The sequence below is a fragment of the Coleofasciculus sp. G1-WW12-02 genome (assembly GCF_040219735.1).
Classification (GTDB): domain Bacteria; phylum Cyanobacteriota; class Cyanobacteriia; order Cyanobacteriales; family Coleofasciculaceae; genus Coleofasciculus.
In genome coordinates, this window is record NZ_JAVJRX010000031.1 from 25,658 (window position 1) to 48,532 (window position 22,875).

General features: G+C 46.6%; 24 protein-coding genes and 1 riboswitch. Of the genes, 10 read left to right on the forward strand and 14 right to left on the reverse strand.

The features are described from left to right. Positions 1-458: 458 nt before the first annotated feature. Entirely contained in the window at positions 459-1,712 is a 1,254-nt protein-coding gene (locus tag RID09_RS04300) for an RNA-guided endonuclease InsQ/TnpB family protein (protein WP_446334714.1), read from the forward strand. A gap of 250 nt (positions 1,713-1,962) precedes the next feature. Here the strand turns inward: RID09_RS04300 and RID09_RS04305 are convergent, their stop codons facing one another. The 4 genes from RID09_RS04305 to RID09_RS04320 all read right to left on the reverse strand — a co-directional run bounded on the left by RID09_RS04305 (position 1,963) and on the right by RID09_RS04320 (position 4,998). Further along, on the reverse strand, positions 1,963-2,391 hold the full coding sequence (locus tag RID09_RS04305; protein ID WP_446334715.1) for a pentapeptide repeat-containing protein: 429 nt from the start codon (positions 2,389-2,391) through the stop codon (positions 1,963-1,965). Between the two features lie 192 nt (positions 2,392-2,583). Then, entirely contained in the window at positions 2,584-3,228 is a 645-nt protein-coding gene (locus RID09_RS04310) for a DedA family protein (protein ID WP_446334716.1), read from the reverse strand. A gap of 172 nt (positions 3,229-3,400) precedes the next feature. Then, positions 3,401-3,649 carry a Ycf34 family protein gene (locus RID09_RS04315; protein WP_446334717.1) on the reverse strand — a complete coding sequence of 83 codons (249 nt, stop codon included), beginning with the start codon at positions 3,647-3,649 and terminating at the stop codon, positions 3,401-3,403. 152 nt (positions 3,650-3,801) lie between these two features. Continuing rightward, complete coding sequence (locus RID09_RS04320) at positions 3,802-4,998, reverse strand: RNA-guided endonuclease InsQ/TnpB family protein (protein ID WP_446334718.1); 1,197 nt, start codon at positions 4,996-4,998, stop codon at positions 3,802-3,804. A 377-nt stretch (positions 4,999-5,375) separates the two neighbouring features. Here RID09_RS04320 and RID09_RS04325 point away from each other — a divergent pair, with 377 nt between their 5' ends. Then, the gene (locus RID09_RS04325) at positions 5,376-6,620 is read left to right on the forward strand and encodes a CCA tRNA nucleotidyltransferase (protein ID WP_446334719.1); all 1,245 of its coding nucleotides are present in this window, start codon (positions 5,376-5,378) and stop codon (positions 6,618-6,620) included. 39 nt (positions 6,621-6,659) lie between these two features. Here RID09_RS04325 and RID09_RS04330 read toward each other — a convergent pair whose 3' ends face one another. Further along, positions 6,660-7,508 (reverse strand): hypothetical protein, encoded by an 849-nt coding sequence (locus RID09_RS04330; protein WP_446334720.1) that lies wholly within the window; start codon positions 7,506-7,508, stop codon positions 6,660-6,662. A gap of 366 nt (positions 7,509-7,874) precedes the next feature. Continuing rightward, positions 7,875-8,915, reverse strand: coding sequence for an NAD(P)/FAD-dependent oxidoreductase (locus tag RID09_RS04335; protein ID WP_446334721.1), 1,041 nt, complete (start codon positions 8,913-8,915; stop codon positions 7,875-7,877). Positions 8,916-8,998: 83 nt separating this feature from the next. On the opposite strand from RID09_RS04335, the gene RID09_RS04340 reads away from it, so the two are divergent. Together RID09_RS04340 and RID09_RS04345 are read left to right on the forward strand one after the other, a co-directional pair. Further along, entirely contained in the window at positions 8,999-9,841 is an 843-nt protein-coding gene (locus RID09_RS04340; RefSeq protein ID WP_446334722.1) for a YaaW family protein, read from the forward strand. A gap of 475 nt (positions 9,842-10,316) precedes the next feature. Next, positions 10,317-11,738: an O-antigen ligase family protein gene (locus tag RID09_RS04345; protein WP_446334723.1), complete on the forward strand. Its 1,422-nt coding sequence runs from the start codon at positions 10,317-10,319 to the stop codon at positions 11,736-11,738. Between the two features lie 32 nt (positions 11,739-11,770). Here the strand turns inward: RID09_RS04345 and RID09_RS04350 are convergent, their stop codons facing one another. Continuing rightward, positions 11,771-12,145: a c-type cytochrome gene (locus RID09_RS04350; protein WP_446334762.1), complete on the reverse strand. Its 375-nt coding sequence runs from the start codon at positions 12,143-12,145 to the stop codon at positions 11,771-11,773. 294 nt (positions 12,146-12,439) lie between these two features. Here RID09_RS04350 and petG point away from each other — a divergent pair, with 294 nt between their 5' ends. Then, positions 12,440-12,553: a cytochrome b6-f complex subunit V gene (petG, locus tag RID09_RS04355; RefSeq protein WP_446334724.1), complete on the forward strand. Its 114-nt coding sequence runs from the start codon at positions 12,440-12,442 to the stop codon at positions 12,551-12,553. Positions 12,554-12,649: 96 nt separating this feature from the next. Here petG and rsmD read toward each other — a convergent pair whose 3' ends face one another. Further along, positions 12,650-13,210 carry a 16S rRNA (guanine(966)-N(2))-methyltransferase RsmD gene (rsmD, locus tag RID09_RS04360; RefSeq protein ID WP_446334725.1) on the reverse strand — a complete coding sequence of 187 codons (561 nt, stop codon included), beginning with the start codon at positions 13,208-13,210 and terminating at the stop codon, positions 12,650-12,652. Positions 13,211-13,391: 181 nt separating this feature from the next. Between rsmD and RID09_RS04365 the strand changes: the two genes are divergently transcribed. From RID09_RS04365 to RID09_RS04375, 3 genes are all read left to right on the forward strand, one after another. Beyond that, complete coding sequence (locus tag RID09_RS04365) at positions 13,392-14,258, forward strand: SWIM zinc finger family protein (RefSeq protein ID WP_446334726.1); 867 nt, start codon at positions 13,392-13,394, stop codon at positions 14,256-14,258. Positions 14,259-14,305: 47 nt separating this feature from the next. Then, entirely contained in the window at positions 14,306-15,070 is a 765-nt protein-coding gene (locus RID09_RS04370; protein WP_446334727.1) for an ADP-ribosylglycohydrolase family protein, read from the forward strand. Positions 15,071-15,679: 609 nt separating this feature from the next. Further along, positions 15,680-17,437, forward strand: coding sequence for a tetratricopeptide repeat protein (locus tag RID09_RS04375; protein WP_446334763.1), 1,758 nt, complete (start codon positions 15,680-15,682; stop codon positions 17,435-17,437). A 128-nt stretch (positions 17,438-17,565) separates the two neighbouring features. Here the strand turns inward: RID09_RS04375 and RID09_RS04380 are convergent, their stop codons facing one another. From RID09_RS04380 to RID09_RS04405, 6 genes are all read right to left on the reverse strand, one after another. Then, on the reverse strand, positions 17,566-19,152 hold the full coding sequence (locus RID09_RS04380; RefSeq protein ID WP_446334728.1) for a glucose-6-phosphate isomerase: 1,587 nt from the start codon (positions 19,150-19,152) through the stop codon (positions 17,566-17,568). Between the two features lie 297 nt (positions 19,153-19,449). Beyond that, positions 19,450-19,707, reverse strand: coding sequence for a cytotoxic translational repressor of toxin-antitoxin stability system (locus RID09_RS04385; RefSeq protein WP_446334729.1), 258 nt, complete (start codon positions 19,705-19,707; stop codon positions 19,450-19,452). 50 nt (positions 19,708-19,757) lie between these two features. Beyond that, entirely contained in the window at positions 19,758-19,976 is a 219-nt protein-coding gene (locus RID09_RS04390) for a hypothetical protein (RefSeq protein ID WP_446334730.1), read from the reverse strand. Positions 19,977-20,432: 456 nt separating this feature from the next. Further along, entirely contained in the window at positions 20,433-20,906 is a 474-nt protein-coding gene (locus tag RID09_RS04395) for a TspO/MBR family protein (protein ID WP_446334731.1), read from the reverse strand. A gap of 210 nt (positions 20,907-21,116) precedes the next feature. Then, entirely contained in the window at positions 21,117-21,272 is a 156-nt protein-coding gene (locus RID09_RS04400) for a hypothetical protein (protein ID WP_446334732.1), read from the reverse strand. Between the two features lie 3 nt (positions 21,273-21,275). Beyond that, a riboswitch (cobalamin riboswitch) is annotated at positions 21,276-21,422 on the forward strand. A 5-nt stretch (positions 21,423-21,427) separates the two neighbouring features. After that, entirely contained in the window at positions 21,428-21,607 is a 180-nt protein-coding gene (locus RID09_RS04405) for a hypothetical protein (RefSeq protein ID WP_446334733.1), read from the reverse strand. Positions 21,608-21,804: 197 nt separating this feature from the next. Between RID09_RS04405 and RID09_RS04410 the strand changes: the two genes are divergently transcribed. Together RID09_RS04410 and RID09_RS04415 are read left to right on the forward strand one after the other, a co-directional pair. Further along, positions 21,805-22,563 (forward strand): energy-coupling factor ABC transporter permease, encoded by a 759-nt coding sequence (locus tag RID09_RS04410; RefSeq protein WP_446334764.1) that lies wholly within the window; start codon positions 21,805-21,807, stop codon positions 22,561-22,563. A gap of 9 nt (positions 22,564-22,572) precedes the next feature. Further along, on the forward strand, positions 22,573-22,869 hold the full coding sequence (locus tag RID09_RS04415; RefSeq protein WP_446334734.1) for an energy-coupling factor ABC transporter substrate-binding protein: 297 nt from the start codon (positions 22,573-22,575) through the stop codon (positions 22,867-22,869). Positions 22,870-22,875 lie beyond the last annotated feature (6 nt).

Here is a 22,875-nt window from a genome sequence, read left to right on the forward strand (position 1 = left end):
TGTCGGGTGTGGTTGTCAATATCTTTATTGATTTCTCACGCACTCTTCACAAACACGCTACTGAAACGGTTCGCCGCCTCTGTAAAAAGGAACATACCCCAATAAACTGATAGTCTTTCTCAACAAACCCTGATCATCTGAAGACTATATCCCTAAGGGGAATTGGGTAAATCGAATTGAGAAAATGCGAATGAGTTATCAAGAAATCCGCTGGTGGACAATCGCTGTGTTAGAGATTGCTATACTGGTGAGTTCGCCGTTCTTAATCCGTATATTTTCCCACTTGCCATAATTTTGACGCCAAATAACCATCGGGTAGAATCTGGGCGAGGACAGGGTAATAAGAGATAGAGAGAAATGTGGCGTTGGGATGCCTTCACTCCTCAAGTCAATCGAGGGGGTTCGATACCCCGGAAATTGACATTTACCACTTAAAATAGATGTGGTAGAATCTAATTATGCTTCTCAACTACACCTACCGAATTAAGCCCGATCAACAACAAACCCAACTCCTCGATGAGTGGTTGGAAACGTTGCGGGTGTCCTACAATTACGCTTTGAGAGAACTCAAGGATTGGATAGCTTCTAGAAAGTGTCCAATAGATAGGTGTAGCTTGGAGTCTGAGTACATCATGAGTGCGGATTACCCTTTTCCCAGCTACCACCAGCAACAAAACAATCTGCCTAAAGCTAAAAAGGAATTCCCGCGACTTAAATCAGTTCCCTCTCAAGTTTTGCAAACCAACATTAGAAGGCTGCATGACGCTTGGGACTTCTTTAGACAAAGAGGGTATGGTTTCCCTCGCTTCAAGAAAGTGGGACATAAAAAGTCGCTGCTATTCCCGCAATTCAAGAGTAACCCAATAACAGGCTGGCATATCCAACTCCCGAAGTTAGGGAAGGTGGAAATTAATTTGCATCGCCCTGTTCCTGATGGCTTTATAGTCAAACAAGTACGGGTTGTTAAAAAGGCAATGGGATGGTTTGTTGTGATCACTTTGTACTCAGACATTGAGATTCCAAAAACCTTCCCTCATGGTCATGCTATTGGGGTTGACGTGGGACTGCTCTGTTACCTGGCAACCAGTGACGGCTTTGTTGAGCCTGGGCGCAAATTCTTCAAAACCGAACACCGTCGGCTGAAAGTGCTACAACGTCGGTTGGCAAAGAAACAAAAGCGCTCTAAAAATTATGAGAAAGCCAGGATAAAGGTAGAGAAACAGTATAACCACATCGCTTTTAAACGGAAGGATTATCAATTTAAGCTTGCTCATAAACTTTGTGATATAGCGGATACTATCTTTGTTGAAGATATTGATTTCCGCATTATGGCAAAGGGTTTTTTAGGCAAGCATACAATTGACGCAGGTTTTGGTCAATTTCGCTCTATTCTTAAGTTTGTCGGCAACAAACGAGGGGTATTTGTTGGAGAAGTAGACCATCGGGGAACTTCTCAAACTTGCCCAAATTGCCGAGTTGAGGTTAGGAAGGAACTCTCAGACCGAATTCATTACTGTCCTGAGTGCCGTTATGAAGTAGATAGAGATATCGCTTCTGCTCAAGAAATTTGTAATCGTGGAATCGAAACGTATCCAGGGACTCTGGAGAAGCAAGAAATTGGCTCTCAAGTCGAGGTGTCGGGGGCTATGTGCCTAGATAACTGGCGTAGGGGAGCAATGCCCAATTGTGAGGTTGGGAAGCCGACGATGTAATCTTTGATTCATCGTCGGAGGATGTCACTCACTATGAACGAACGGAATGAAACATGGCGTTCTGGGTGAGCTAGGCAATAAACTGTTCGGCATTTAAACCTGAATGTCAAGAATTGCTCTCATCCTTGGTGTGCGAGCATCTTGCTCGCTACTAATACCCAATTTAAATGCATGACAGCTTAACCAACCAATTTTAGATTTTAGCCTTTTGCATGAACTAAAATCTAAAATTTATTGTTCAACAGAGCCATCAGCTTACCAGCTTAATCCCTTTCACATCAGCATCCATTAGGTAGACTTTACTTAACTTTGCCCCTCTCAAGTCAGCACCTCTGAGGTTCACTCGGCTCAATTTGACCCCCCTCAAATCAGTAGCTCTTAAGTCAGCATCCGTCAAATCAGCACCTTTAAGATCTGCATTTCTCAAATCTGCACCCCTGAGATCCGCACCGATTAAATCAGCCGCTAGCAAGTCAGCACCACTTAGCTGAGCGCGGGTCAATTTCGCATAGCTGAGGTTGGCTAAGCTGAGGTCTGCACCATTGAGATTAGCACCCTGAAGGTTTGCTTCACTTAAATCAGCACCACTTAGGTCAGTTCCTTCTAGGATAGCACCTCTAAGGTTAGCCCCCACTAGATCCTTACCACTTAGGTCTTTGCCACTTAGATTAATATTCACAAGCTTTTTCGTTGTTTTGTTATACACGGCTTGTCTTTAATTGTTATTCATCCTTAGGTGTATATTTCATCAGCCATCTGTCGTAAATGGTCTCAGTAAAATTGCTGAATATTTTGGATCTGGGGTGAATTGGGTGGCTGAAGATAACTTTTTATAATCACATTAATCAGGAGAGAGTCGCCAGCTTAGCGGTCATTCAGACGGCTGATCACTAATCGAGACATCTTTGATTTTACGTGACTCCAACCAAATTGAAACTCCTATCCAAGCAATCACCAACAGCAGTACTGCGATGCCGAATTTCGCCATCCAAGAGACCAAAGTTTCTAGGGGAATAATCCGTCCGACAAAGAAGGATAAACTAACCATTACGGATGCCCACACAGCAGCCCCCGCTAGGTTACACAAGATAAATTGAGAGTAGGGCATTTCTGCAATTCCTGCCATGGGTCCGGCAAAAATGCGTAGGAGTGCCACAAACCGCCCAAAAAACACCGCTCTAGCGGCATTTTCACTAAATTGCCGCTTGACTTCTACAAGCTGGGGTTCTGGAATGCGAAAGAAACCTCCTAATCGCAATAAGAATGACCAACCCCCTATTTTGCCAATCCAATACCCACAATTATCACCCAGGACGGCTCCAGTAATGGCACTTGCCAGTACAAACCAATAATTGAGTTCACCACTTCCCGCTAAGAAACCACCCACCAGGGTAATGGTTTCGCCAGGGAGGGGAACTCCAGTATTTTCCAAGGCAATACCCGAGAAAATGACCCAATAGCCGTACTCATGTGCCAGTTCCTGGATTGTCTCCAGTGATAATAGCTCAAAAGACATCCAGTAAACCCTTTACAAAAATTTATCCCTTATCACATTTTGACGTAATCTGGCAAATTATGTCAACTCGAACAGGGCTTACGCACTCAGGCTGTCGGGTGTCGCCTTGGTAGGTGCGTTAGCCAAGCATAACGCACCCTACCCAAAAGCGAAGTTGTTTTGATACAACTGCTTAAGTTGGCACCAACTCACCCGGACGCAGTTTTGCCCATTTGCCCTTTTCTTCCTTAAAGCTGTTACATCCGACTACATCCCATTCCATCTCCACAAAATCCTCTTGAGGACGGATATTGACATTGATGGTTGGTTCAATCGGCTCAAAATCTGGCATTTCCGTCAGATGGGGTTGCTCATGCTGGGTTTCCACCGCATTATAGGTGGTGCATCGGTCTACATAGTGGCAGTTAACGCAAATACACATTGCCCAAACTCCAAGTCCTTTTTGTTAGCCTAACTCAGACAAGCCATAGATTGACCACTATTTAGAGTGATTTTTTGATTTGTCTGATGTCTTATGTCCTTTGTCCGCCAGTATTCGTTACAGCTTCCCTCCGACGAGAGAAGAGGAGTAAACTACCCGACGCTGACGCTATCGCGTACAGTGCGGGCTTTCAAGAGCCCTCCAATTGTCTCGCAAGACAACCAGGAGCCTTCAGGGCGGTTTACAAGCGCCCCGATTGCTTTAATGTTCATCGCACCGTTGAAATCTGCGTCACCATGCCAGCCGCAATGACCACACTTAAACCGCTTGCCGCTGCGATAGGACTTATCGGGGTCAGGGTGAATGTGCAGGCACTGGTGACAGGTTTGGGACGTATAGCGAGGATTGACGGTGACAACTTTCACGCCAGCACCCAAGGCTTTGTACCCGATGAACAGCCTCAGTTGATGGAATGCCCAACTATTACTGCGTCTGCGTTCTGTTTTGTTTCGCGGTTGCTGGTTGGTGCGTTCCCGAATTCCCGTCAAATCTTCCAGAGCAATACTGGCTCCAATACTTTTTGCGGTTTCAACGATGCGTCTAGAAACATTGTGATTGACCCAACTCTGGAAACGACGCTCACGACCAGACAACCGTTGCAGCAGTTGACGGCATCTCCGTCTCGAACTGCGTGTGCCCTTACTGGCTTTGTGCTGGAGCTTGGCTCTCAAGTTGGCAAAGTGGTCACGAACTTTGGTTATGTCTTGCCCATCCCAGTGTTGACCTTCCGATGTGTGTGCAATATCTGTGCGTCCCAAGTCCACACCCAAAACCTCATCCCCATCTTGCGGCTCTGGCGGTTCCGACTCCAGGCAAATTTGGATGTAGTAGGAACCGTCTTGCCGTTTTACTAGGGTTGCCGATTTTGGGTTAGCCCCTGCCAACATCCCTCGCTGATAGTTGCCAATTGCCAATTCAAAACGCTCACGACCCTCAACGGTGGTGAGCGAAACTGTCCAGTCCTTCTGCCGAAACGAGAAGATTCGAGCGTCATAGGTAACAAAGCCAGCCTTGAAGACCTTGACCGGACGATTCTTTTGTTTGGCAACCTTGCGAGAACCTGCTACTCTCCTGCATACCTGCTGCGCCAAATTGCTCGACAAGCCAAATCGGGCGCGAACTTCGTAGTAGCACAGCGATTGCAGCTTCACTGCATTGACTATCTTCTCCGGCGTGTTCTGGTTAACCCAGTTCAACGCCTGCACAAACGCATCCAGCGTTGCATCCAGTTTCACGGGTTGCAACTCAGATACCTTGAGCTTACAGGAGATAGTCAGGACTTGATTCATAGCCCTATTGTATCTCATCAGAAAGAGGCTGTCTGTATGTCCGATAGATTATTGTCCGGCTCCGTTCCTACGCCGGACTCGCATTCCTCCCGACGCTCGGCTTCGCCAGAGCGCGGGGTTCCTGCTGTTTTAGCTGAAATTTGTATAAGGTGTGGAGCTTGAGGCAGCTTTATACATTAAGATGGACTCGTACATGTAAGACCTGTGAAGGCAATGGGATACCGTAGGACAGACGGGAATTTAAGCTTGAGGAGTGAGTTGAAAAGGCTCAAGTATGCTCTGTAAGACCAAAGGTGAACCGATTCATTAGTGAAGCGAGTAACCAGAGGCGAAATCAGCCCAAGAATCACCCGCGTTTTAACCGGGTGAGTGTTAAGATGAACTCTGACTTATCTGTTCTGTCTCCTGAAACCTTTCCCTTCAGCTTAGAGTGGTTATCACCTCAAGCCTGTTTAGTCGGTGGGGCGGTACGAGATGCGTTGCTGGGACGACAGGCTGACTATTTGGACTTGGACTTTGTTGTTCCAACTGACGCGGTGACAATCGCACGAGAGCTGGCAAGTCATTATCAAGCTGGGTTTGTGGTGCTAGATGAGGCGCGACAGATTGCCAGAGTCGTTTTTGATACCGCAACCGTTGATATCGCTCAACAGGAAGGAGAAAGCCTAGAGACTGACCTGTATCGACGTGATTTTACCATTAATGCGATCGCGTATAATCCGCAGAGCCGCCAAATCATTGACCCCTTGCAGGGTGTAGCCGATTGCCGTGCAGGGATTATCCGCATGGTATCCCCGGCGAATCTCCAGGATGATCCCTTACGATTACTTCGAGCCTATCGCCAAGCTGCTCAACTGGGTTTTACGATAGAACCGACGACTCAATCCACAATTCGCCAATTTGCTCCCTTACTGGCAAAAATGGCAGCCGAACGGGTACAGGTAGAGTTGAACTATCTACTCCAATCTCCACAAGGAACACCTTGGCTTACCGCCGCTTGGCAGGATCAATTACTTCACCACTGGTTCAGTCATGGGAATACTGAGAATTTAGCCCAAATCGCGGCAACTGACAACGCCGCGAGTGTTCTGGCTCAAAGGTGGCACAGATTAGGCAGCCAACTGGAAACCCGAGTCAGTAGCAAGTCCTTATCTTGGCTGAGTTTAGCCAAATTGACAAACCTGTTACCCTCTACGGTTGCAGCAGCCGAAGCCCAACTTTTACGGTTAAAGTATAGCCGCGCCGAAATTCGGGCGGTGCTAATTATGATTCAATACTTACCCCAACTTTTATCTCACGTTACCTCGCCAATGACCTTAAGACATCAGTATTTTTTCTTTCAAAGTGTCGGGTCAGTTTTCCCAGCTTTAGCCGTTCTAGCCGTCGCCGCAGGACTATCTGTTGATCAAATAGCTCCCTTGATTAATCGTTATCTAACCCCTGAGGATCAAGTAGCTCATCCGACTCCGTTAGTAACCGGTCATGATTTGATGCAACAGTTGCAGTTACCGCCTAGTCCTCAAATTGGACAGTTACTCACACAGATTCAAATCGCCAGGATTGAAGGCAAGGTTTCAACTCGTGACGAGGCGTTAGCATTTGCCACCCAGTTGATAACTTAGAACGAGTCGGGGCAATTCATGAATTGCCCCGAAAGCTAGCTAACTGACTAACTTTAAACCGTGACGCCGTTGGCTATCCTCCTCAACGCTACTCGTAACAGCCTGCTGATTTGACTGTAATGCCTGTCGCATGTAGATAATCTGTGCCATCATTTGTTCGAGTTGATGGTCAATTTTCTCGACTTCTGAGGTTGTTGTTGATAATGACGGTTGTGCATTCTGGGCTGGGGTATTACCGAAGACGGCTTGAGCTGACGCTAACGATGCGGCGAGTGCTTGCATCGAGTTGGCTTGAGCCGAGGTAATCGATGCTTCATTAATCACCTGCGGTTCCACTTGCGGTTGCGCCTCAGTCACATCCACTGATGCTGAATCTGCTGTCGGCGATACCTGTTGCTCTAATCGGGTTTGCAAAGACACTTCTGTCTCTGGGGCTTCTGATTCGAGAGACAGAAGTGTCTGAATGTCTGGGAGGGGCGTTGTACTGGTCGATTGGGTTGTCTGTTTATCCAACCAGTTTTGTAGCCCAGAAGCATCCAACTGGGATTGTGAGCTTCTGATTTTGTCTAGCAGTTTTTGCTTGTCTTCTAGATTTTGGGCTAAGTTTGCCAGTTTTTGTTCAACTTCAGCCGATTTCCGGGAAGACTTTTGCCACCCCATCATCGCCACACTCGTTAGTCCTACGCCTGCGCTTAGTAAACCTGCCACTCCTAGATATTGAGGTGCAAATTCTTTCAATTCGCCAAAAAAAATCGGTTCTTCTTGAACTTGAATTGTCACGGGCTTGGAGCCGAACAGATTGAGGGGTAGGGTCAAGGCGGCAAATACGGTTGCTGAAATTGCCACGGGTGTGAGAATGAATTTTAGGGCAGTCGCACTGGTCGTCATTGGTAGTTCCCTCTAAAAATTACCTGCGTTTGTTGTGATACTCCTGGAGTATCAACCGTATTCAACGGTTTTGCAGATTACCCCTGTCTGTGAATAGACGGCTTCAACAAGGAGTATAAACTTGTAGCGCACCTGATTTAAAGAGCTATTCATTGGAACCGTCTAAAATTCACCTGATAGATGAAGGTTGTCTGTCTTTAACTGAGTTTGCTCTTTCTTTTATTTAATTTAATCTAAATTTCGACGATTGTATATAAAGCTTTCATGAAGAATTTGATCAGAGGATAAATACCTAATGAATTTATTTATCAGGAGAGAAAAATTTATATATTCTTTCTCCTTGAAAATCCGTCGTTTTTTGCCAATTTATGGCTGATGAGTGATGACGTGATCGGGCAAGGAAAGTTGCCGCAATTGTTGATTAATATTAAGCGCTGCGGCGAATCCCGACTTCATGGCGCTTTCAATTAAATTATTCCCACACCAATCGCCACAACAGACCAGGGGTAAAGGTGCTGTTGTCACAAGGCAATCTTGATGGGCGGGAGTTCGGGGAAAGGCATAGCGCCAGCGATGCACTTGGAACCAATCCGGGGACTTGAGCCAAGGAACGAGTAATTGAGCCGCATGAGCAAGTAATTGTTGACCCGCCTCTTGTAAATCGGGAGCATCTAGATAATGTTGAGCAAACTTAGCTGTACTATGAAGAACATAAATCGGTGAAGTTGCATCAGAACGTTTGCTGCTGTCTAAACCAATCCAGGCTAAATTATCATCTGGAGAACATTTGATCGAGTATGACTTTAATGAGGGTTGTTGGGGGTTCGCATAACCCGCCATGACACTGAGACAGGGGTCAAATTTAACTGCCTGTAGACTTTCTATTAAATTTGAGGAGAACACCCTCTGATCCAAGGGTTCGAGCAATGTTAAGGCTTGGGGGGCGGGAATCGCCATAACGACGGCAGATGCGGTCAACTCGTTGTGTGTCTCGTCAGGTGTATGGTAGGTAATATGCCAGGTTTGTTCAGGGGTAGGCGCGATCGCATAGACACGACAGGAGAACCAGATATCTAAACCCTGAGCCAAATATTTAGCAACGGCGGTGATTCCGTTGGGGGCGATATAGCGAGGAGATGGGTATTCAGACTCATCTTGATTATCCCCCCAGAGGTGAAGGATGCCGCGATCGCACAATGTCTGAATCAGTTGCTGTGATAACTTGCCCTTAGCCAAGAGAAACGGTACACCATGATCAACCGGAGTTCCCTGAATGCGTCGAGTCGCCACTCGCCCACCAACGCCACGAGACTTTTCTAACACAACGACTCGATACCCAGCTTGGTACAATTGTTGAGCGCAGATTAGTCCTGCCATACCTGCACCGATAATCGCAATATCAAACACTACAGATTCTCCTGTCCGGTTGAAGTTAAGTATACAGGTAGAATAGAGAGCAGTAGGGTTTATAGGGGTTGGAGGGTAGACCATTGGATGAACTCAGAAGCGCCTTAGAACTGGCAACGGAAGACGAATTACAGCAACTGACACAAATTTTGTTCCGTCGTCAGTTTAATCCTCTAGACTATATTCAAACTCCTGAACCCATCGAGGTTCAAAGTCAAGATCGGCAGGCGTGGTTGGATGCTCTAGAGCAACGGTTTCGCTTTTTAGCCGCCGATGGGGTGACGGTACTTAAGGGACGCACGAAGGACTTTACGTACCGACAAGCGCTGATTCAGGTTTGCCGTTACCTGAAGATCCCTTATTCAAAAAAACTATCAACCACGGATATCGAGGAAGAAATATTTCTTAACCTGATGAGTCGCGCCTGGAAAAAATTACCTCCCGCTGAACAAAAATCGATTACTGTGCAGGTAAAGCGCTCATTAGCTCAGTCGAATCAATCCCAACCCTTACCGGCGCATATCCAGCACAATCCGATGGATTTGTTGATTAAGGGCGGTTCGGCGTTAGCCGTGTCTTCTGTTGTTAAGCCGATTATTCTTAAACAGGTGGCGCGTCAGTTTGCTATCCATTTTGCCCGGTATCAAGTGGCAAAACAAGCAGCGGTTCAGGGGGGTGCAGCAGCGGCGACTCAGTTTCAGAATTATCTGGTGCTGCAAACGGCGAAGCGGGGAATGGCAGCGAATGCAGCGCGTTATGGGGCAACTCGCACCTTATTTGCCTTCGTCGGACCGGTATTGTGGGGCTATTTTTTTGCCGACTTAGGCTGGCGTGCGATCGCGACAAATTACGGTCGGATTATCCCAACTATCTTAGCGTTAGCACAAATTCGCCTGCTGCGGAGCGAATGTTGGGAACCCGTTTAGCTTAGCCTCGTTCCCAGGCTCTGCCTCCCATTTCATAGTTAGCCATTCTCCAGGGAGTGAATGCTAACCTCTTGACAGAAGCGGATTTTACCATCATCAGTTAGAAAATCGGCGTCGTCAAAAAACGATAGTAGGGGCGTATTGACGTGCATTGGTGTCAACTTAAGTCACAACCCTTACCCATTCTCGTTTCCAGCTTTAGGGTGGAAATGCTCCTTAAGCGGCTGGAGCCGCTTGTCAAAGGAGGCGGAGCCTCAAGAGAGGCATTCTCAGGCTATGCCTGGAAACGAGAGCCGGGAAAAACCACAGCCCTTAAGCTATGGCGATTAGAAATCACGGCTATACAAACAAAGTCCGCCTACGCGGACTAACGAAAAGCTAAGTTTTGAAACCCGCGAAGGCGGGTTTCGTTTGTGTAGAGTTGTGTCTACAATTTTGCTACAGTAAGCTTATTTGGCTGTCTGCCCTCTGGCTTGTGTTGGAAAAAATCGATAAATATCTATTCACTCGCCACCCGCAACCCCGCTTGCAGGGCGCTTGGAATTGCGCCCAAATCGGATTTTTTATCTTTCCCTGGTTTCCCGCTGTGGGGGCTGTGGGTGTGGGTTTTGCCTTAATCGGAACCTGGTGGCAAGATTATCGCCGGATTATTCGGCGTCCTCTAAACTGGGGACTGGGAATCTTGAGTCTTTGGCTAATTTTCAGCGCGACGCAAGCCTATAACCCCACGGAAGCATTCCTCGGTTTAGCCAATTTCCTGCCATTCTTGGCTTTTTTTGCCGCATTCAGTGCCTTAATTCAAACACCAGCCCAGCTACGGCGTCTCGCCTGGATTCTGGTGATTCCTTCTGTACTGGTTGTCATCCTCGGCTTCGGGCAGTTATTTCTCGGTTGGGCGCATCCGCCCCAGTTTCCCGCCTTGTTGGGTTGGGTATTAGAAGCCCAAGGAAATCCACCGGGGCGCATGGCTTCGGTATTCATGTACGCTAATATCCTGGCGGCTTATCTGCAAATTGTCTTTACTTTAGGATTAGGGCTCTGGATTGAGACGTTTCAAGCTTGGCGACAGCAGAGAGCTGGGGGAGCTGGGGAAGCAGGCGGTGTAGGGGCGGGTTTGACGGATAACTTATGGCGCCAAACCGATAACTTAACTAAACCCGCCCTTCTGGGGGAAGCAGGGAGAGTTCTCTTATTTTTAACTGGGGTGGAAATTGCTAATGCGATCGCGCTTATCCTCACTCATTCCCGAAATGCTTGGGGTGGGGTGATTGTCGCGAGTCTGGCTTTTGCACTTTACCAAGGCTGGCGCCTCTTAGTGGGGATAGTCGTCGCTGCGGCTGTCGCTGTACCATCAGCGGCGTTTGGTCCCTCACCCTTACGGGAAAGGTTGCGAATGATTGTTCCGGCTTACTTTTGGGCGCGACTCACCGATCAGCTTCATCCCGATCGCCCCGTGGCGTTGATGCGGATAACCCAATGGCGCTTTGCTTTGTCCCTGACTCAGCAGCGCCCTTGGACTGGTTGGGGATTGCGGAATTTCACGCTACTTTACGAACAGCAGATGGATCTGTGGCTAGGTCATCCCCATAATCTTATCCTGATGTTGACGGCTGAAGCGGGTATTCCGGCTACAATCCTATTTTGTGGCTTAGTTGGCTGGATTTTCGGGCAAGGCGTTCTCTGGATCAACAAAGCGCGATCGCTCTCAAGTGGCGATCGATTAATCGTCTTTAGTTATTTAGTCGCATTCGGTGGCTGTATCCTATTCAATATGCTGGATGTCACGCTCTTTGACCTACGGGTGAATACCTTAGGATGGCTACTTCTATCCGCGATCGCTGGGGTGACGGCTTACAGAAGTCATCAAAACAAAGGCTATTCATCCGTACAGACGTAGTACACAAAAGACAAGGGAATTCATTATTCAACCTACAGTTTTTCCAAATAAGTTAACAAGTCTGCCATTTCCTGAGGACTAGGCTGGAACTTTGGCATCGGGGGGGTTTGACCACTAATCACCTGCTCAATCAAACCACTCGGCGATCGGTGTTTAGAAATATGCTGTAAGCTAGGTCCTACCTTGCCATCAGCTTGCATACCATGACAATCTGCACAGTTGATTTCAAAAATAGCCTGTCCTCGAACTGGATCACCGTTGAGGGACAAAACTTTCTGCATATAAGGATCGGAAACTTGCAGCATCTGAAATCCGAAGATACTGATGCCGATCACGAACAGTAGCGCGAGTACCACCATGGTAATCCGCCGAACTAAGACTTGAGGTTGGTCAAGCTGGTTCTCCAAGGGATCTCCTGCCAAGTTGAGAATTTCTGAACAAAGTTAAACTGGACTTACACTGCAACACAGGTAGAGTTACCCAGGAGGGTAATAGTGTAACAGATTGGAAAGAAGTATGTCGATTAATAAACATAGCTTAAAATTTACAGACTAAGTAAGCAAGTTGGAATCATGGATGTAGTGCAGCCAGCAATCTGGAAGTGGCTGATTCCTGGTCTTGCTGGTATTGAGTAGCAATTGGGTCATCTCACCTAGTAGGATGAGAAACAAGTAAAAAAACTTAGTCTTTGGAGAACGATCATGATCGAACCACTGCTGTCGGGAATTGTTCTCGGCTTAATCCCTGTGACTTTGGCTGGATTATTTGTCGCCGCCTACCTCCAATATAAGCGGGGGAACGAATTGGGATTATAATCAACAACACTCCCAGCCCTTGGGTTAGGGGTTGGAGAGGTGGGGGAGATGGGGGAGATGGGGGAGTTAACTCACGCGCCATGCCCTCGAAAGTCGTCAAGGGTCAAAACTCTCATCCTTCCCCCTGAGACGGTAAAAAGCTAAGGCTGTGTTACCGTAGACTTTCTGGCGACAAATTTCTAGGGGGGTAATGGGTTGAGGTGTCCAGTAGTTAGGGCTATATTCCACCGCTAATTCACCTTGATCCGCCAAGAGTTGATAATGGGCGATCGCTTCTAGAACCGGATTGTACAAATCACTGGCATAAGGGGGATCAAAATAAATCCGGTCAAATTGCTGATCAGCCAGGGTTTTTAATCGCCCCACCACATTTCCCCGCACCACCTGGAAAGTTTGCTCAGGCTGAGCAACGTACTGCCAATTCTGTTGCATAATAGAACAGGCTTTGCCCTTTATGTCAATCCCCACCACTAAAGATGCGCCGCGACAGAGGGCTTCAGCGCCCATAGCACCTGTACCCGCACAGAGATCCAGCCAACGACATTGTGCGATCGCACCTTGCCAGATATTAAATACCGCCTCCCGTACCCGTGCGGGTGTCGGGCGGGTTTCTAGTCCAGGTAAAGTTTTTAGCTGTCGGTTTCCATAAATTCTCATGAATCATACCACGTTCGGTAATATCAGTTGTGTATAGAAGGGTAACTTTTTGTCCCCATAACTATGGGCATGATAGACGAAGGACCCAAACTGATATGATATTAGTGATTATACTCTTAAGCTGAATGGCACACTCCTGCCAGGCTGGTGGGCAGTGTCCACCCTACGGTATTTATAAATCATGCAGTCCTACGAAATTGAAACTTCTCCCTGGTGGGTGCAACGCTGGATAGACTTACTCAATTCCTATCGCTTTAAAAAGCGTTTGGAACGCGCCCGCAAATACGCCAAAGAAGGCAATGTCCTCAGTATTGAGTTTGAAGGTCCTCAGGTGTTGGCACGGGTACAAGGAACAGAACCCGATCCCTATCAAGTTTCTCTATCAATTGACCCGTTTACCGATGAAGACTGGGGTTATGTGGTGGAAACTATGGCGCAAGAATGTATTTATTCGGCTCAATTATTAGCCGGAGAAATGCCGGAAAATATTGAACAGGTGTTCACCGCTAATGGGTTGAGTTTATTTCCATTCACCCTTTCGGATATTCATTCAAAATGTAGTTGCCCTGATCCGCAAAACCCCTGTAAACATATTGGTGCAATTTACTATCAATTAGGCGATCGATTTAGTGAAGATCCCTTTGTATTATTCCAGTTACGGGGACGCACTAAAGCGCAAATTCTGGATGATTTGCGTCGCTTACGCAGTACGGGGGGTGTAGAACTAAAACCTGAGGAGAAAGCAGAGGTTGAGTCCAAATCAAGTCAATCAGAGGTTAAATCCAGTCGATTAGATGATAATCAGCAAAATGAAGGAAAACCAGCCGTTTCTGTTCCAGTTAAACTTGAGCAATTTTGGCAATACGAAGAACCTCTTGATCCCTCTCTGGTTGTAATTACTCCTCCTCCAGACAATCGCACTGTATTGGATGTTTTAGGGGCGCTCCCCTTAGCAGCGGCTGATAGTCGTGTCATGCAATATTTTCGGGAAGTTTATCAACTGGTTAGTCAACAGGCGATGATGTCCGCATTGAATCGGGAAACCTAATATTTTGGTTTTAGGTGAGTTAGTTGTGCAATTAGGAAAAACCATGTATGTTAGGTGCAATTACTGGAGATATTGTTGGCTCAATTTATGAAGGACACAGTATCAAAACTAAAAATTTTGATCTGTTTAATCCGAGGCGTTATTTTACCGATGACACTGTACTCACTATTGCCGTAGCTGATACCCTTCTCACATCAGGAAAGTACGCCGAGAAACTCAAGGAATACTGCCGATTGTATCCGAATGCCGGATATGGTAAGAATTTTAAGGCGTGGGGAATGTCGGATAAGGTTGAACCTTACAATAGTTGGGGTAATGGTTCAGCCATGCGAGTTAGTCCGATTGGTTTTGCCTTTGATGATCTCGATACTGTGTTACAGGAAGCTAAACGCAGTGCTGAGGTGACTCATAATCATCCTGAAGGGATTAAAGGCGCACAAGCCACAGCCTCTGCTATTTTTTTAGCACGCACAGGTCATAGTAAGGTAGAGATAAAGTCTTATGTTGAAACCACATTTGACTATGACTTGAATCGTCAGATTGAGCAGCTAGAACCTGCAACGGTTTCTTGTCAGGGTTCTATCCCTCAAGCAATGATTGCTTTTCTGGAATCAACTGATTTTGAAGATGCCATTCGGAATGCTATTTTTATCGGCGGGGATAGTGATACGCTTGCCTGTATTACAGGTGGGATTGCTCAGGCATTTTATGGCGGTGTTCCTCAGGAAATAGCTCAACAAAGCTTGACTATTCTTGATCAGCGTTTGTGCGCGATCGCCAATAGATTTAATTCAAAGTATTCAGTCACATAAATTTATAGTCTAAAACCTTATACAAGCTGACTCAGGTTGTGTTCTACTCAACTGAAAAGTGCTGTATTGATTCTTCCCGAATACTTGAATGGCTTCTCGGCGCGAAGTTGATTGCAGCGTTTGAGTAAATTATCATACAATGTTAACTGTATTACCTGTTTTACAGTGTCTTACGGTTTTGAGCGCCTTTGAGAGGGCAACTCCTCTAGCGCTTGGCACAAAAGCGGGTAAAAGGGTGGGAGGCTCGCCGCGTTTGCTGGAAAATGGAAACCACTCATCACTAAAAAAGAGCGAGTTACCATCGTGTAACAGCAAGCCAGAACCCTTACTCCTTGCTGAGTAGATTGTCACGCTTTGTAGGGGAGAATGCTTGGACGCGGTTTAGCTAAGCAAGGTTCAGCTCATCCAATTCAGACACCAGCATGGCTATCCCAGAGGATGCGATCGCACAAGCTCATTGAGTACCCAAATGGCGCTCAGACTCTATCTGAACGATTAAATATGACAATGCAGCAGCCAGATCAAGGCGGGAAAGGGGATCACTCCCCAGATGTGCTGTCACCAGAACAAGCGTGGAAACTTTTGACAGCCTTACTGGGTAAAGAACGCATGTTGCAGGATCGGGGCGCACAGAAAGTTTTACCTCTACTGTGTGAATGGCTGGGATATCTATCGTTAGGCATAGAGTTAGTCGGGCGATACTTAGCACAACACCCCGATTTGTCTTTAACCGATATACTCAAACGCCTCGAAGCGCAGCGATATCCTGATCAAACAACTAAACCGCCAAGCCAGCCGACACTCCAGTGGGGAATCAATACCCTTTTGGAATACGTCTGGAGAGAACTCAATCCCATCACCCAACAAGTAAGTCAACTTTTGAGCTTATTTGCCCCAACCCTCTGGCGTTGGCAATGGTTAGAATCTGCTAGTGACTTCTTGCACTGGAGACAGGCAGATCTCAACCAAGCTCAAACTCAACTTGATCAGTGGCGTTTGATTGAGTCGGTGGCAAATCGCCAAGGTTGCTACAAAGTTCAGCCCTTAATTCGGGAGTTTTTTCGCAAAAAATTGGAGGCGTTAGATTCACCCGCCATTTTTGTGTCTCATCCTCCTTATCCTTTTCCCAAACCGTTGTCCCAGCCAATCCCCAAGCCACCTCAACCGGATAGTCAGCCTTTACCAAAACCAATTTCCCACGACTACTCAACTCAGCAGACGCCACCTCCCAGAGAATGGCATTCATTCCTCTCCTCTTATGCTGACGTCCCTGGTTCCGGTGAAAATTGCCCTATTGATCAGCAACTCCATTTTCCGATTACGAATCCCACCTGTTCGTGTCAACGAGACAACTCTCAAATTACCAATTCAGGAGTTTCCCCAAAAAGCAAGAACAAAGCACCACCCTTCAAAAAACTCCATGCTGATGACTTCAGGCAGGCTTTTACCGCTATTGTTGTTGAACTGGTTCAGCCAATTCCTGATTCTCCTACCCCAGAACAGATCACGTTCTTGGAAGAGATACTGCCTCACATTCAAGAAATAGTTCAAACCCTAGAATCAGCCGTAAGGGATGAGGATTCACTCTGCTTATTTGATAGTTTGGGCAAATTCTATAGTCAAGGATTAACAGATTTACTTTGGCTATTTGATCGCTTAGGCAGATTTTATCAGCATCAGGGAATGGTTGAGCAGGCAGAATCCTGGTTTAGGCACTGCATATTCATCGCCCAAGCCGCTTTTGGCGAGGAACATCTTGATGTTGCTACTAGCTTGAATAATTTGGCAGGATTGTACTATACTCAAGGTCGCTACAGTGAAGCTGAACCTCTTTACTTGCAAGCCTTAGAGGTGAGAAAACATCTGTTAGGTAATCATCATATCGATGTTGCTACTAGCTTGAATAATCTGGCAGGACTTTACTATGCTCAAGGTCGCTATAGTGAAGCTGAACCTCTTTACTTGCAAGCCCTAGAGCTGAGAAAATCTTTCTTAGGCAATTACCATCTTGATGTTGCCAGTAGCCTCAACAATTTGGGATTATTGTACTATACTCAAGGTCGCTACAGTGAAGCTGAACCCCTTTACTTGCAATCCTTAGAGCTAAGAAAATCTCTCTTAGGCAATTGCCATCCGGGTGTCGCGACTAGCATCAACAATTTAGCGGGACTCTACAATTCTCAAAAACGCTACAGAGAAGCGGAATCACTATTGGTTCAGGCATTAAGTTTGAGTGAACAGCATTTAGGAGATGATCATCCTAATACGGCTATTTTTCGGAAAAATTTATCCATTCTCAGAACTAAGATGAAGGCTAATCGTAGCTGGTGGCAGTGGTTAGGGGAAGTTATTCAACCTAAACTCTAAGCAAACTACAAAAATAAGAGACGTTCCGGCGGAACGTCTCTACCCAAGTTCATTTGTCTCAAGCTATCTGTCTGCTGCTATATAGAAAAAGGCAGAAGGTTTATTACGGGGACGTGGTTGTTTGGGCATTAAACAGCAGACACTTTTAAGCTACTCGGTTCTCCCAGTTTTCCTTCTAAAACCACACCCCGTTGATTGGTGTGGAGATGGCGCAGAATTTTATAAATGGCTTCTATTTGGTCACTCGCCCCTGCTTTTTGTGCCAACTCTGATAAAGACATGGGTTCTCCTTGATCTTTCAAAACCTGAATTACCCGTTTCTGTAAATCCAAAATCGCAGCGGCGGCTTTTTTACCCGCTTCTACTCCAGGTTGATGGTAAGCATTGATATTAACCAGGGAGGCATATAATCCCACAGCCCGATCATATAAAGCAATCAGTGCTCCAACCGTGCGAGGATTGACTTGGGGAATTGTCACGGTAATTGAATCCCGTTGATTGTCATACAAGGCTTTTCGGGTTCCCTGTAATAAACCGGATAAATAGTCACCGGAAGTTACCCCCGCTTCTACCTCTGGGGAATTTCCCTCGCGATCGTGCAATACTTCAATAAAGGTGACAAAGAAATTGGGAACCCCTTCGCGCAACTGCTGCACGTAAGCATGTTGATCCGTTGAGCCTTTATTGCCGTAAACTGCAATTCCCTGATGTACAGTATTACCATCGAGGTCTTTTTCCTTACCCAAGGATTCCATGACTAATTGCTGGAGGTAGCGGGAAAATAACAACAGGCTATCTTTGTAAGGTAAAACCACCATATCTTTTTCACCCTTACCATTCCCAGAAAAATACCAGGAGAGTGCCAGCAACGCCGCCGGGTTTTCGTGGAGATCATGGACACGGGTGGCACTATCCATTTCCTTCGCACCTGCCAGCATTTGGCGGATATCAATCCCTTGCAGTGCAGCGGGTAACAGTCCCACCGCTGACATTTCTGAGGTGCGTCCTCCTACCCAGTCATACATGGGAAAAGTTGCCAGCCACCCTTCGGATTTTGCCAGTTTCTCTAAAGTACTATCTTCACCCGTAATCGCCACGGCATGGGCAGCAAAGTCTAGTTTCTGGGATTCGTAAGCTTTTTTTGCCTCAATCATACCATTGCGGGTTTCCGGCGTTCCTCCGGACTTAGAAATGACTAAGACGAGTGTGCTAGCCAGACGGTCTTGCAGTTTAGCAATTGTGGCATCAATTCCCGCCGGATCAGTGTTATCTATAAAATGAATTGCTAGGGGTGGGATGTTAGGGGCAAGGGCATCAGCGACAAACTCAGGACCTAATGCTGATCCGCCAATGCCAATGGAAAGAATATCGGTGAATTTAGATGAACCTGGGGGATGAATCGCACCACTATGGACTTTCGAGGTAAAGGATTCAATCTTCTCTATGGTTGTGAGGACATCTTGACGCAGTTCGGGGGTTGGCGCTATGTCAGGATCTCGTAACCAATAGTGACCCACCATCCGATTTTCATCAGGATTCGCGATCGCGCCCCCCTCCAATGCCTCCATATCCTGAAACGCTTTCTCAAACTTAGGTCGCATCGCCTCGACAAAGGCATGATCAAATCGCATACGGCTGACGTCGAGGTAAAAGTCTAACCCTTGGTGGTAATAGAGCCAGTCCTGATAGCGTTGCCAGAGTGCAGCGGCGTCCATAAGTAGCTTCTCAAATTCCTGTTTTTACCAATCACAAGTGTATGTTGTCCGGGGATCAGTTGTCAGTTTTCCTTTTTCAGTGGCTTAGTCTTATGAGCCGTATGAAGAGTTGGGTTACTAGGTTGCAACTCTTCGAGAATACTTCGCCTACGTTCCTCAACCCTCCCCTACCAACAGGTGTTCCAATGGCTCCCCCTGCTCCCCCTGCTCCCCCTTCTTCCCCTGCTCCCAGACGTGCCATGCTACGTGCTCTACATTGCTCCCTCTGCCCCTGCCTTCTGAAAGCCTGCTGCGTCCTCAAATATACGGCTTGGGCAACACGCGCAAAAACTTGACGATGTGACCCGTCACTTCAATCCCCACCATATAGTTATCGATGGTAAATCGGTAAAAAATAGCATCTGAGCCGATGGGGTGAAGCCCTGGCAGGTCGTGAATGCTTCTGAGATGCATGAACTTCTCAAAAACCATCTCATAGACCTGCTGATAGGCAGCCGACTCTAAGTTTTTGAGATCTTGTAGGAAAGACCGCGCATAGCGTACTTCTAGGCTCACAGGATATATTCTGATTCCCCACGAATCATTCTAATCTTTCTGCGAAGATTTTAGGGCAGATTAAGCAGTCGCAGCGCCTCTTCGCGGGTCATCGCATCTCCGGGTCGAATCATTCGCATGGACTCTTGCATGGCGGAGAGCATATACAAGTCATAATAGAGCGGTTGTAGAACTTTCCAGGCGTCTGCCAAGCTTTCATCAGGGAGTTGATCAACTAAATTAGGTAACTGTTGGGTTAAGCGTTGCAATCGACCTCTGAGTAAATTCATCAGCAAAGAATGCTCCAATCGAGTCGTCAAAGGTAGGGTGGGTCAAGGTACGACAATTAAGTCGGATGAATGGTTTGATCAATACCCAACTAAGTTTGCATTAAATAGAATTTATTGACAATACCTAGACTCATCCTGGTCAACTATTATTTGCCAAAACCGCTAACATTTGCACAAGGTAATCGTTAACCGCTGAATTTTAGCAGCAATCCATGTCCTGTGAGGCGAAGACAGTGGCGACTACGAATGGTGCGATCGCGCACTGTGCTATTCTCGTCAACTTCCTAAAACTTGATACCTCTTGCCCACCCTACAGCTCTTTTCACGAGAAGCGAAGGGTCAAGTATGGGCGGGTTTAGTCACATCTGGGTGTCACCGAAAAGATAGTAGTGAAACCCGCCCCTACACGATAACCAAAGGTGATATATTTCCAATCAAATACGCTTCAATCCACACCTATTCTGCTTCGGGATTCAGCCGAATCATCGCCCAAGTCGTATAGGTTCCAATCGGACTCCAAATCATATAAGGTAGTAGCAAAACCGATGCCCAAACTGAGATAGGATAAACCAAAAGTGCCAAAATAATACTCAATATAGCCCCCGTCCCCCCAATCATCGTACCCACCTTGAGACTGCGAAGTCGGCACATCACTGGCGTATAGGCAATTGTTACTATTTCCACCAGCAAATATAACCCCAAAATCTGCCACGTTTGAGGGCGCCCTGGATTAGTATCCCATACCACATAAGCTGACCATCCCCCACAAATAAAAATAACTGTCCAGATGAAAGGAATCGCCGACTCAAAGGTTAACCATCGGGGACGGCGCAGGCGGTTGAACCATCGGACATCATCCGATGTTAACCAGCTACCAGCCAACGCCACTAACAAGGTTACAGTCCCAATTACCATCCAGGATTTAATCATGTTCTTCCCCGGTCAAAATCCCACTACTCTTCTAGAGTGATAATCCCAAGTTTTATAGATTGAGCTAATCATCTCTATAAAACCAGCTTATACTTTTGACACAGGTTTTGTGGTAATTCAAGGGAGATGAGGGAGCAATGTTCCAGACGTAGCATGCTACGTCTGGCAGATTTGTAGGGGCTCTCGCATTTGCGCCCAGATGTCTCGGTTTTATGCCAACACAAGAGCGCATAAGCTTCGCCCAATCGCCAATTCCCAATCGCCAATTCCCAATCCCCAATCCCCAATTCCCAATCCCCAATCCCCAATTCCCAATCCCCAATCCCCAATCCCCAATCCCCAATCCCCAAATCGCAGAACCGACATGGTAGAGTATTAATCTAAGTCGGTTCTAATGGGGATCAGCCATTAGAGGTAATGGGGAAAGTTCGGTGTAAATCCGGCGCTGTCCCGCAACTGTGATGAAATTCGCTAGGGTTTCTGAGTCAGAATGCCCGCCGACGTGGAAGAAACATTAACCTTCATCTGCGAGGTACGGATGGTGCATAGTCTAAATTTGCCACAATTAGAATGGGTGAGGCGATCGCTACAGAACGCCCTAATGCCAGAGGCACGATTAGATAAACTGAGGTGGCTTGAATTTGAATTAATGACCAATAGGTTGAGGTAGGATTACCCTTTCCGTCTAATCGGGACTCCATCGCTAGATAGTTACAGATTTAGAGTCACCTAGCATCAAGCTATTTACAACCTGCTCTCTCAACGACTAGGGAAGCTATCGCCCTAGGGAAAAAGAAACTTTTGGTCAATTGACCAAACCAAGAAAATTATGATGAACAATAAAACGGTGAAAAAGCCTTCACCGCAGGCAACATCAGTGAGGAAAACAGTGTTGTCAATGAAGCGAAAACAACGGACAATCAATCTAGTTTTCATCGCTGGGTTGAGTTTGGGTTTAATTATCTTCGCCCCACAGCCTGCCTTTGCTATGCATATCATGGAAGGTTTTTTACCCGCAGGTTGGGCAATTTTCTGGTGGGTTGTCTTTCTGCCATTTTTTCTTCTCGGACTGCGTTCAATGACACAAATCTCGCAGCAAAACCCGGAATTGAAATTGCTGCTGGCGCTGTCGGGTGCCTTTGCCTTTGTCTTATCAGCCTTAAAAATTCCTTCGGTGACGGGAAGTTCCTCCCATCCCACAGGAACGGGATTGGGCGCGGTGTTGTTTGGTCCATTAAGTATGAGTGTACTGGGGAGTTTAGTTCTCCTGTTTCAAGCGCTGCTGCTGGCACACGGTGGTTTGACAACATTGGGGGCGAATGCTTTTTCTATGGCAGTTGTCGGACCTTTTATGGCTTATGGCACTTATCGCTTAATTATGCAAGTGAGTGGGGCGCAGAAATTCGCTATTTTTCTAGCCGCCGCTTTGGCGAATTTGCTCACTTATCTGGTTACGTCTCTCCAGTTAGCGCTGGCATTTCCAGCCGCAACTGGGGGTATTATGGCTTCATTTATCAAGTTTGCCGGAATTTTCGCGGTGACTCAGATTCCCCTAGCAATTAGTGAAGGATTATTAACCGTTTTGGTGTGGAACTGGCTAATGTCTTATAGTCGCGAGGAATTAGCCCTGTTGAATTTGGTTAAAGGAGGATCTTAAAACGTGAGGATGGAAAAAATAGGGTGGAATAATTGGTTATTGATATTGGGAGTAGTCGTTCTAGCCGTTGTGCCACTGTTAATTGTTCAGGACTCGGAATTTGGCGGGGCTGATGGTGAAGCTGAAGCCGTAATTGGCGAGGTTAATCCTGACTATGAACCTTGGTTTGAACCCTTAATTGAACTGCCTGGTGGCGAAACGGAATCTCTGTTATTTGTTTCCCAGGGGGCAATTGGTTCGGGAATTGTCGGCTTTGTTATTGGACGATATAAAGGGCGATCGGAACGGAATCAAAAGTCTGAATAAATTAAC

Excerpts from the sequence above, each read along its gene's own strand:
- RID09_RS04300 (WP_446334714.1), top strand. The coding sequence starts at position 459 with ATGCTTCTCAACTACACCTACCGAATTAAGCCCGATCAACAACAAACC.
- RID09_RS04310 (WP_446334716.1), bottom strand. The coding sequence starts at position 3,228 with ATGTCTTTTGAGCTATTATCACTGGAGACAATCCAGGAACTGGCACAT.
- RID09_RS04315 (WP_446334717.1), bottom strand. The coding sequence starts at position 3,649 with ATGTGTATTTGCGTTAACTGCCACTATGTAGACCGATGCACCACCTAT.
- RID09_RS04320 (WP_446334718.1), bottom strand. The coding sequence starts at position 4,998 with ATGAATCAAGTCCTGACTATCTCCTGTAAGCTCAAGGTATCTGAGTTG.
- RID09_RS04325 (WP_446334719.1), top strand. The coding sequence starts at position 5,376 with ATGAACTCTGACTTATCTGTTCTGTCTCCTGAAACCTTTCCCTTCAGC.
- RID09_RS04330 (WP_446334720.1), bottom strand. The coding sequence starts at position 7,508 with ATGACGACCAGTGCGACTGCCCTAAAATTCATTCTCACACCCGTGGCA.
- petG (WP_446334724.1), top strand. The coding sequence starts at position 12,440 with ATGATCGAACCACTGCTGTCGGGAATTGTTCTCGGCTTAATCCCTGTG.
- rsmD (WP_446334725.1), bottom strand. The coding sequence starts at position 13,210 with ATGAGAATTTATGGAAACCGACAGCTAAAAACTTTACCTGGACTAGAA.
- RID09_RS04365 (WP_446334726.1), top strand. The coding sequence starts at position 13,392 with ATGCAGTCCTACGAAATTGAAACTTCTCCCTGGTGGGTGCAACGCTGG.
- RID09_RS04370 (WP_446334727.1), top strand. The coding sequence starts at position 14,306 with ATGTTAGGTGCAATTACTGGAGATATTGTTGGCTCAATTTATGAAGGA.
- RID09_RS04375 (WP_446334763.1), top strand. The coding sequence starts at position 15,680 with ATGTTGCAGGATCGGGGCGCACAGAAAGTTTTACCTCTACTGTGTGAA.
- RID09_RS04380 (WP_446334728.1), bottom strand. The coding sequence starts at position 19,152 with ATGGACGCCGCTGCACTCTGGCAACGCTATCAGGACTGGCTCTATTAC.
- RID09_RS04390 (WP_446334730.1), bottom strand. The coding sequence starts at position 19,976 with ATGAATTTACTCAGAGGTCGATTGCAACGCTTAACCCAACAGTTACCT.
- RID09_RS04395 (WP_446334731.1), bottom strand. The coding sequence starts at position 20,906 with ATGATTAAATCCTGGATGGTAATTGGGACTGTAACCTTGTTAGTGGCG.
- RID09_RS04400 (WP_446334732.1), bottom strand. The coding sequence starts at position 21,272 with ATGTCGGTTCTGCGATTTGGGGATTGGGGATTGGGGATTGGGGATTGG.
- RID09_RS04405 (WP_446334733.1), bottom strand. The coding sequence starts at position 21,607 with ATGGAGTCCCGATTAGACGGAAAGGGTAATCCTACCTCAACCTATTGG.
- RID09_RS04410 (WP_446334764.1), top strand. The coding sequence starts at position 21,805 with ATGAAGCGAAAACAACGGACAATCAATCTAGTTTTCATCGCTGGGTTG.
- RID09_RS04415 (WP_446334734.1), top strand. The coding sequence starts at position 22,573 with ATGGAAAAAATAGGGTGGAATAATTGGTTATTGATATTGGGAGTAGTC.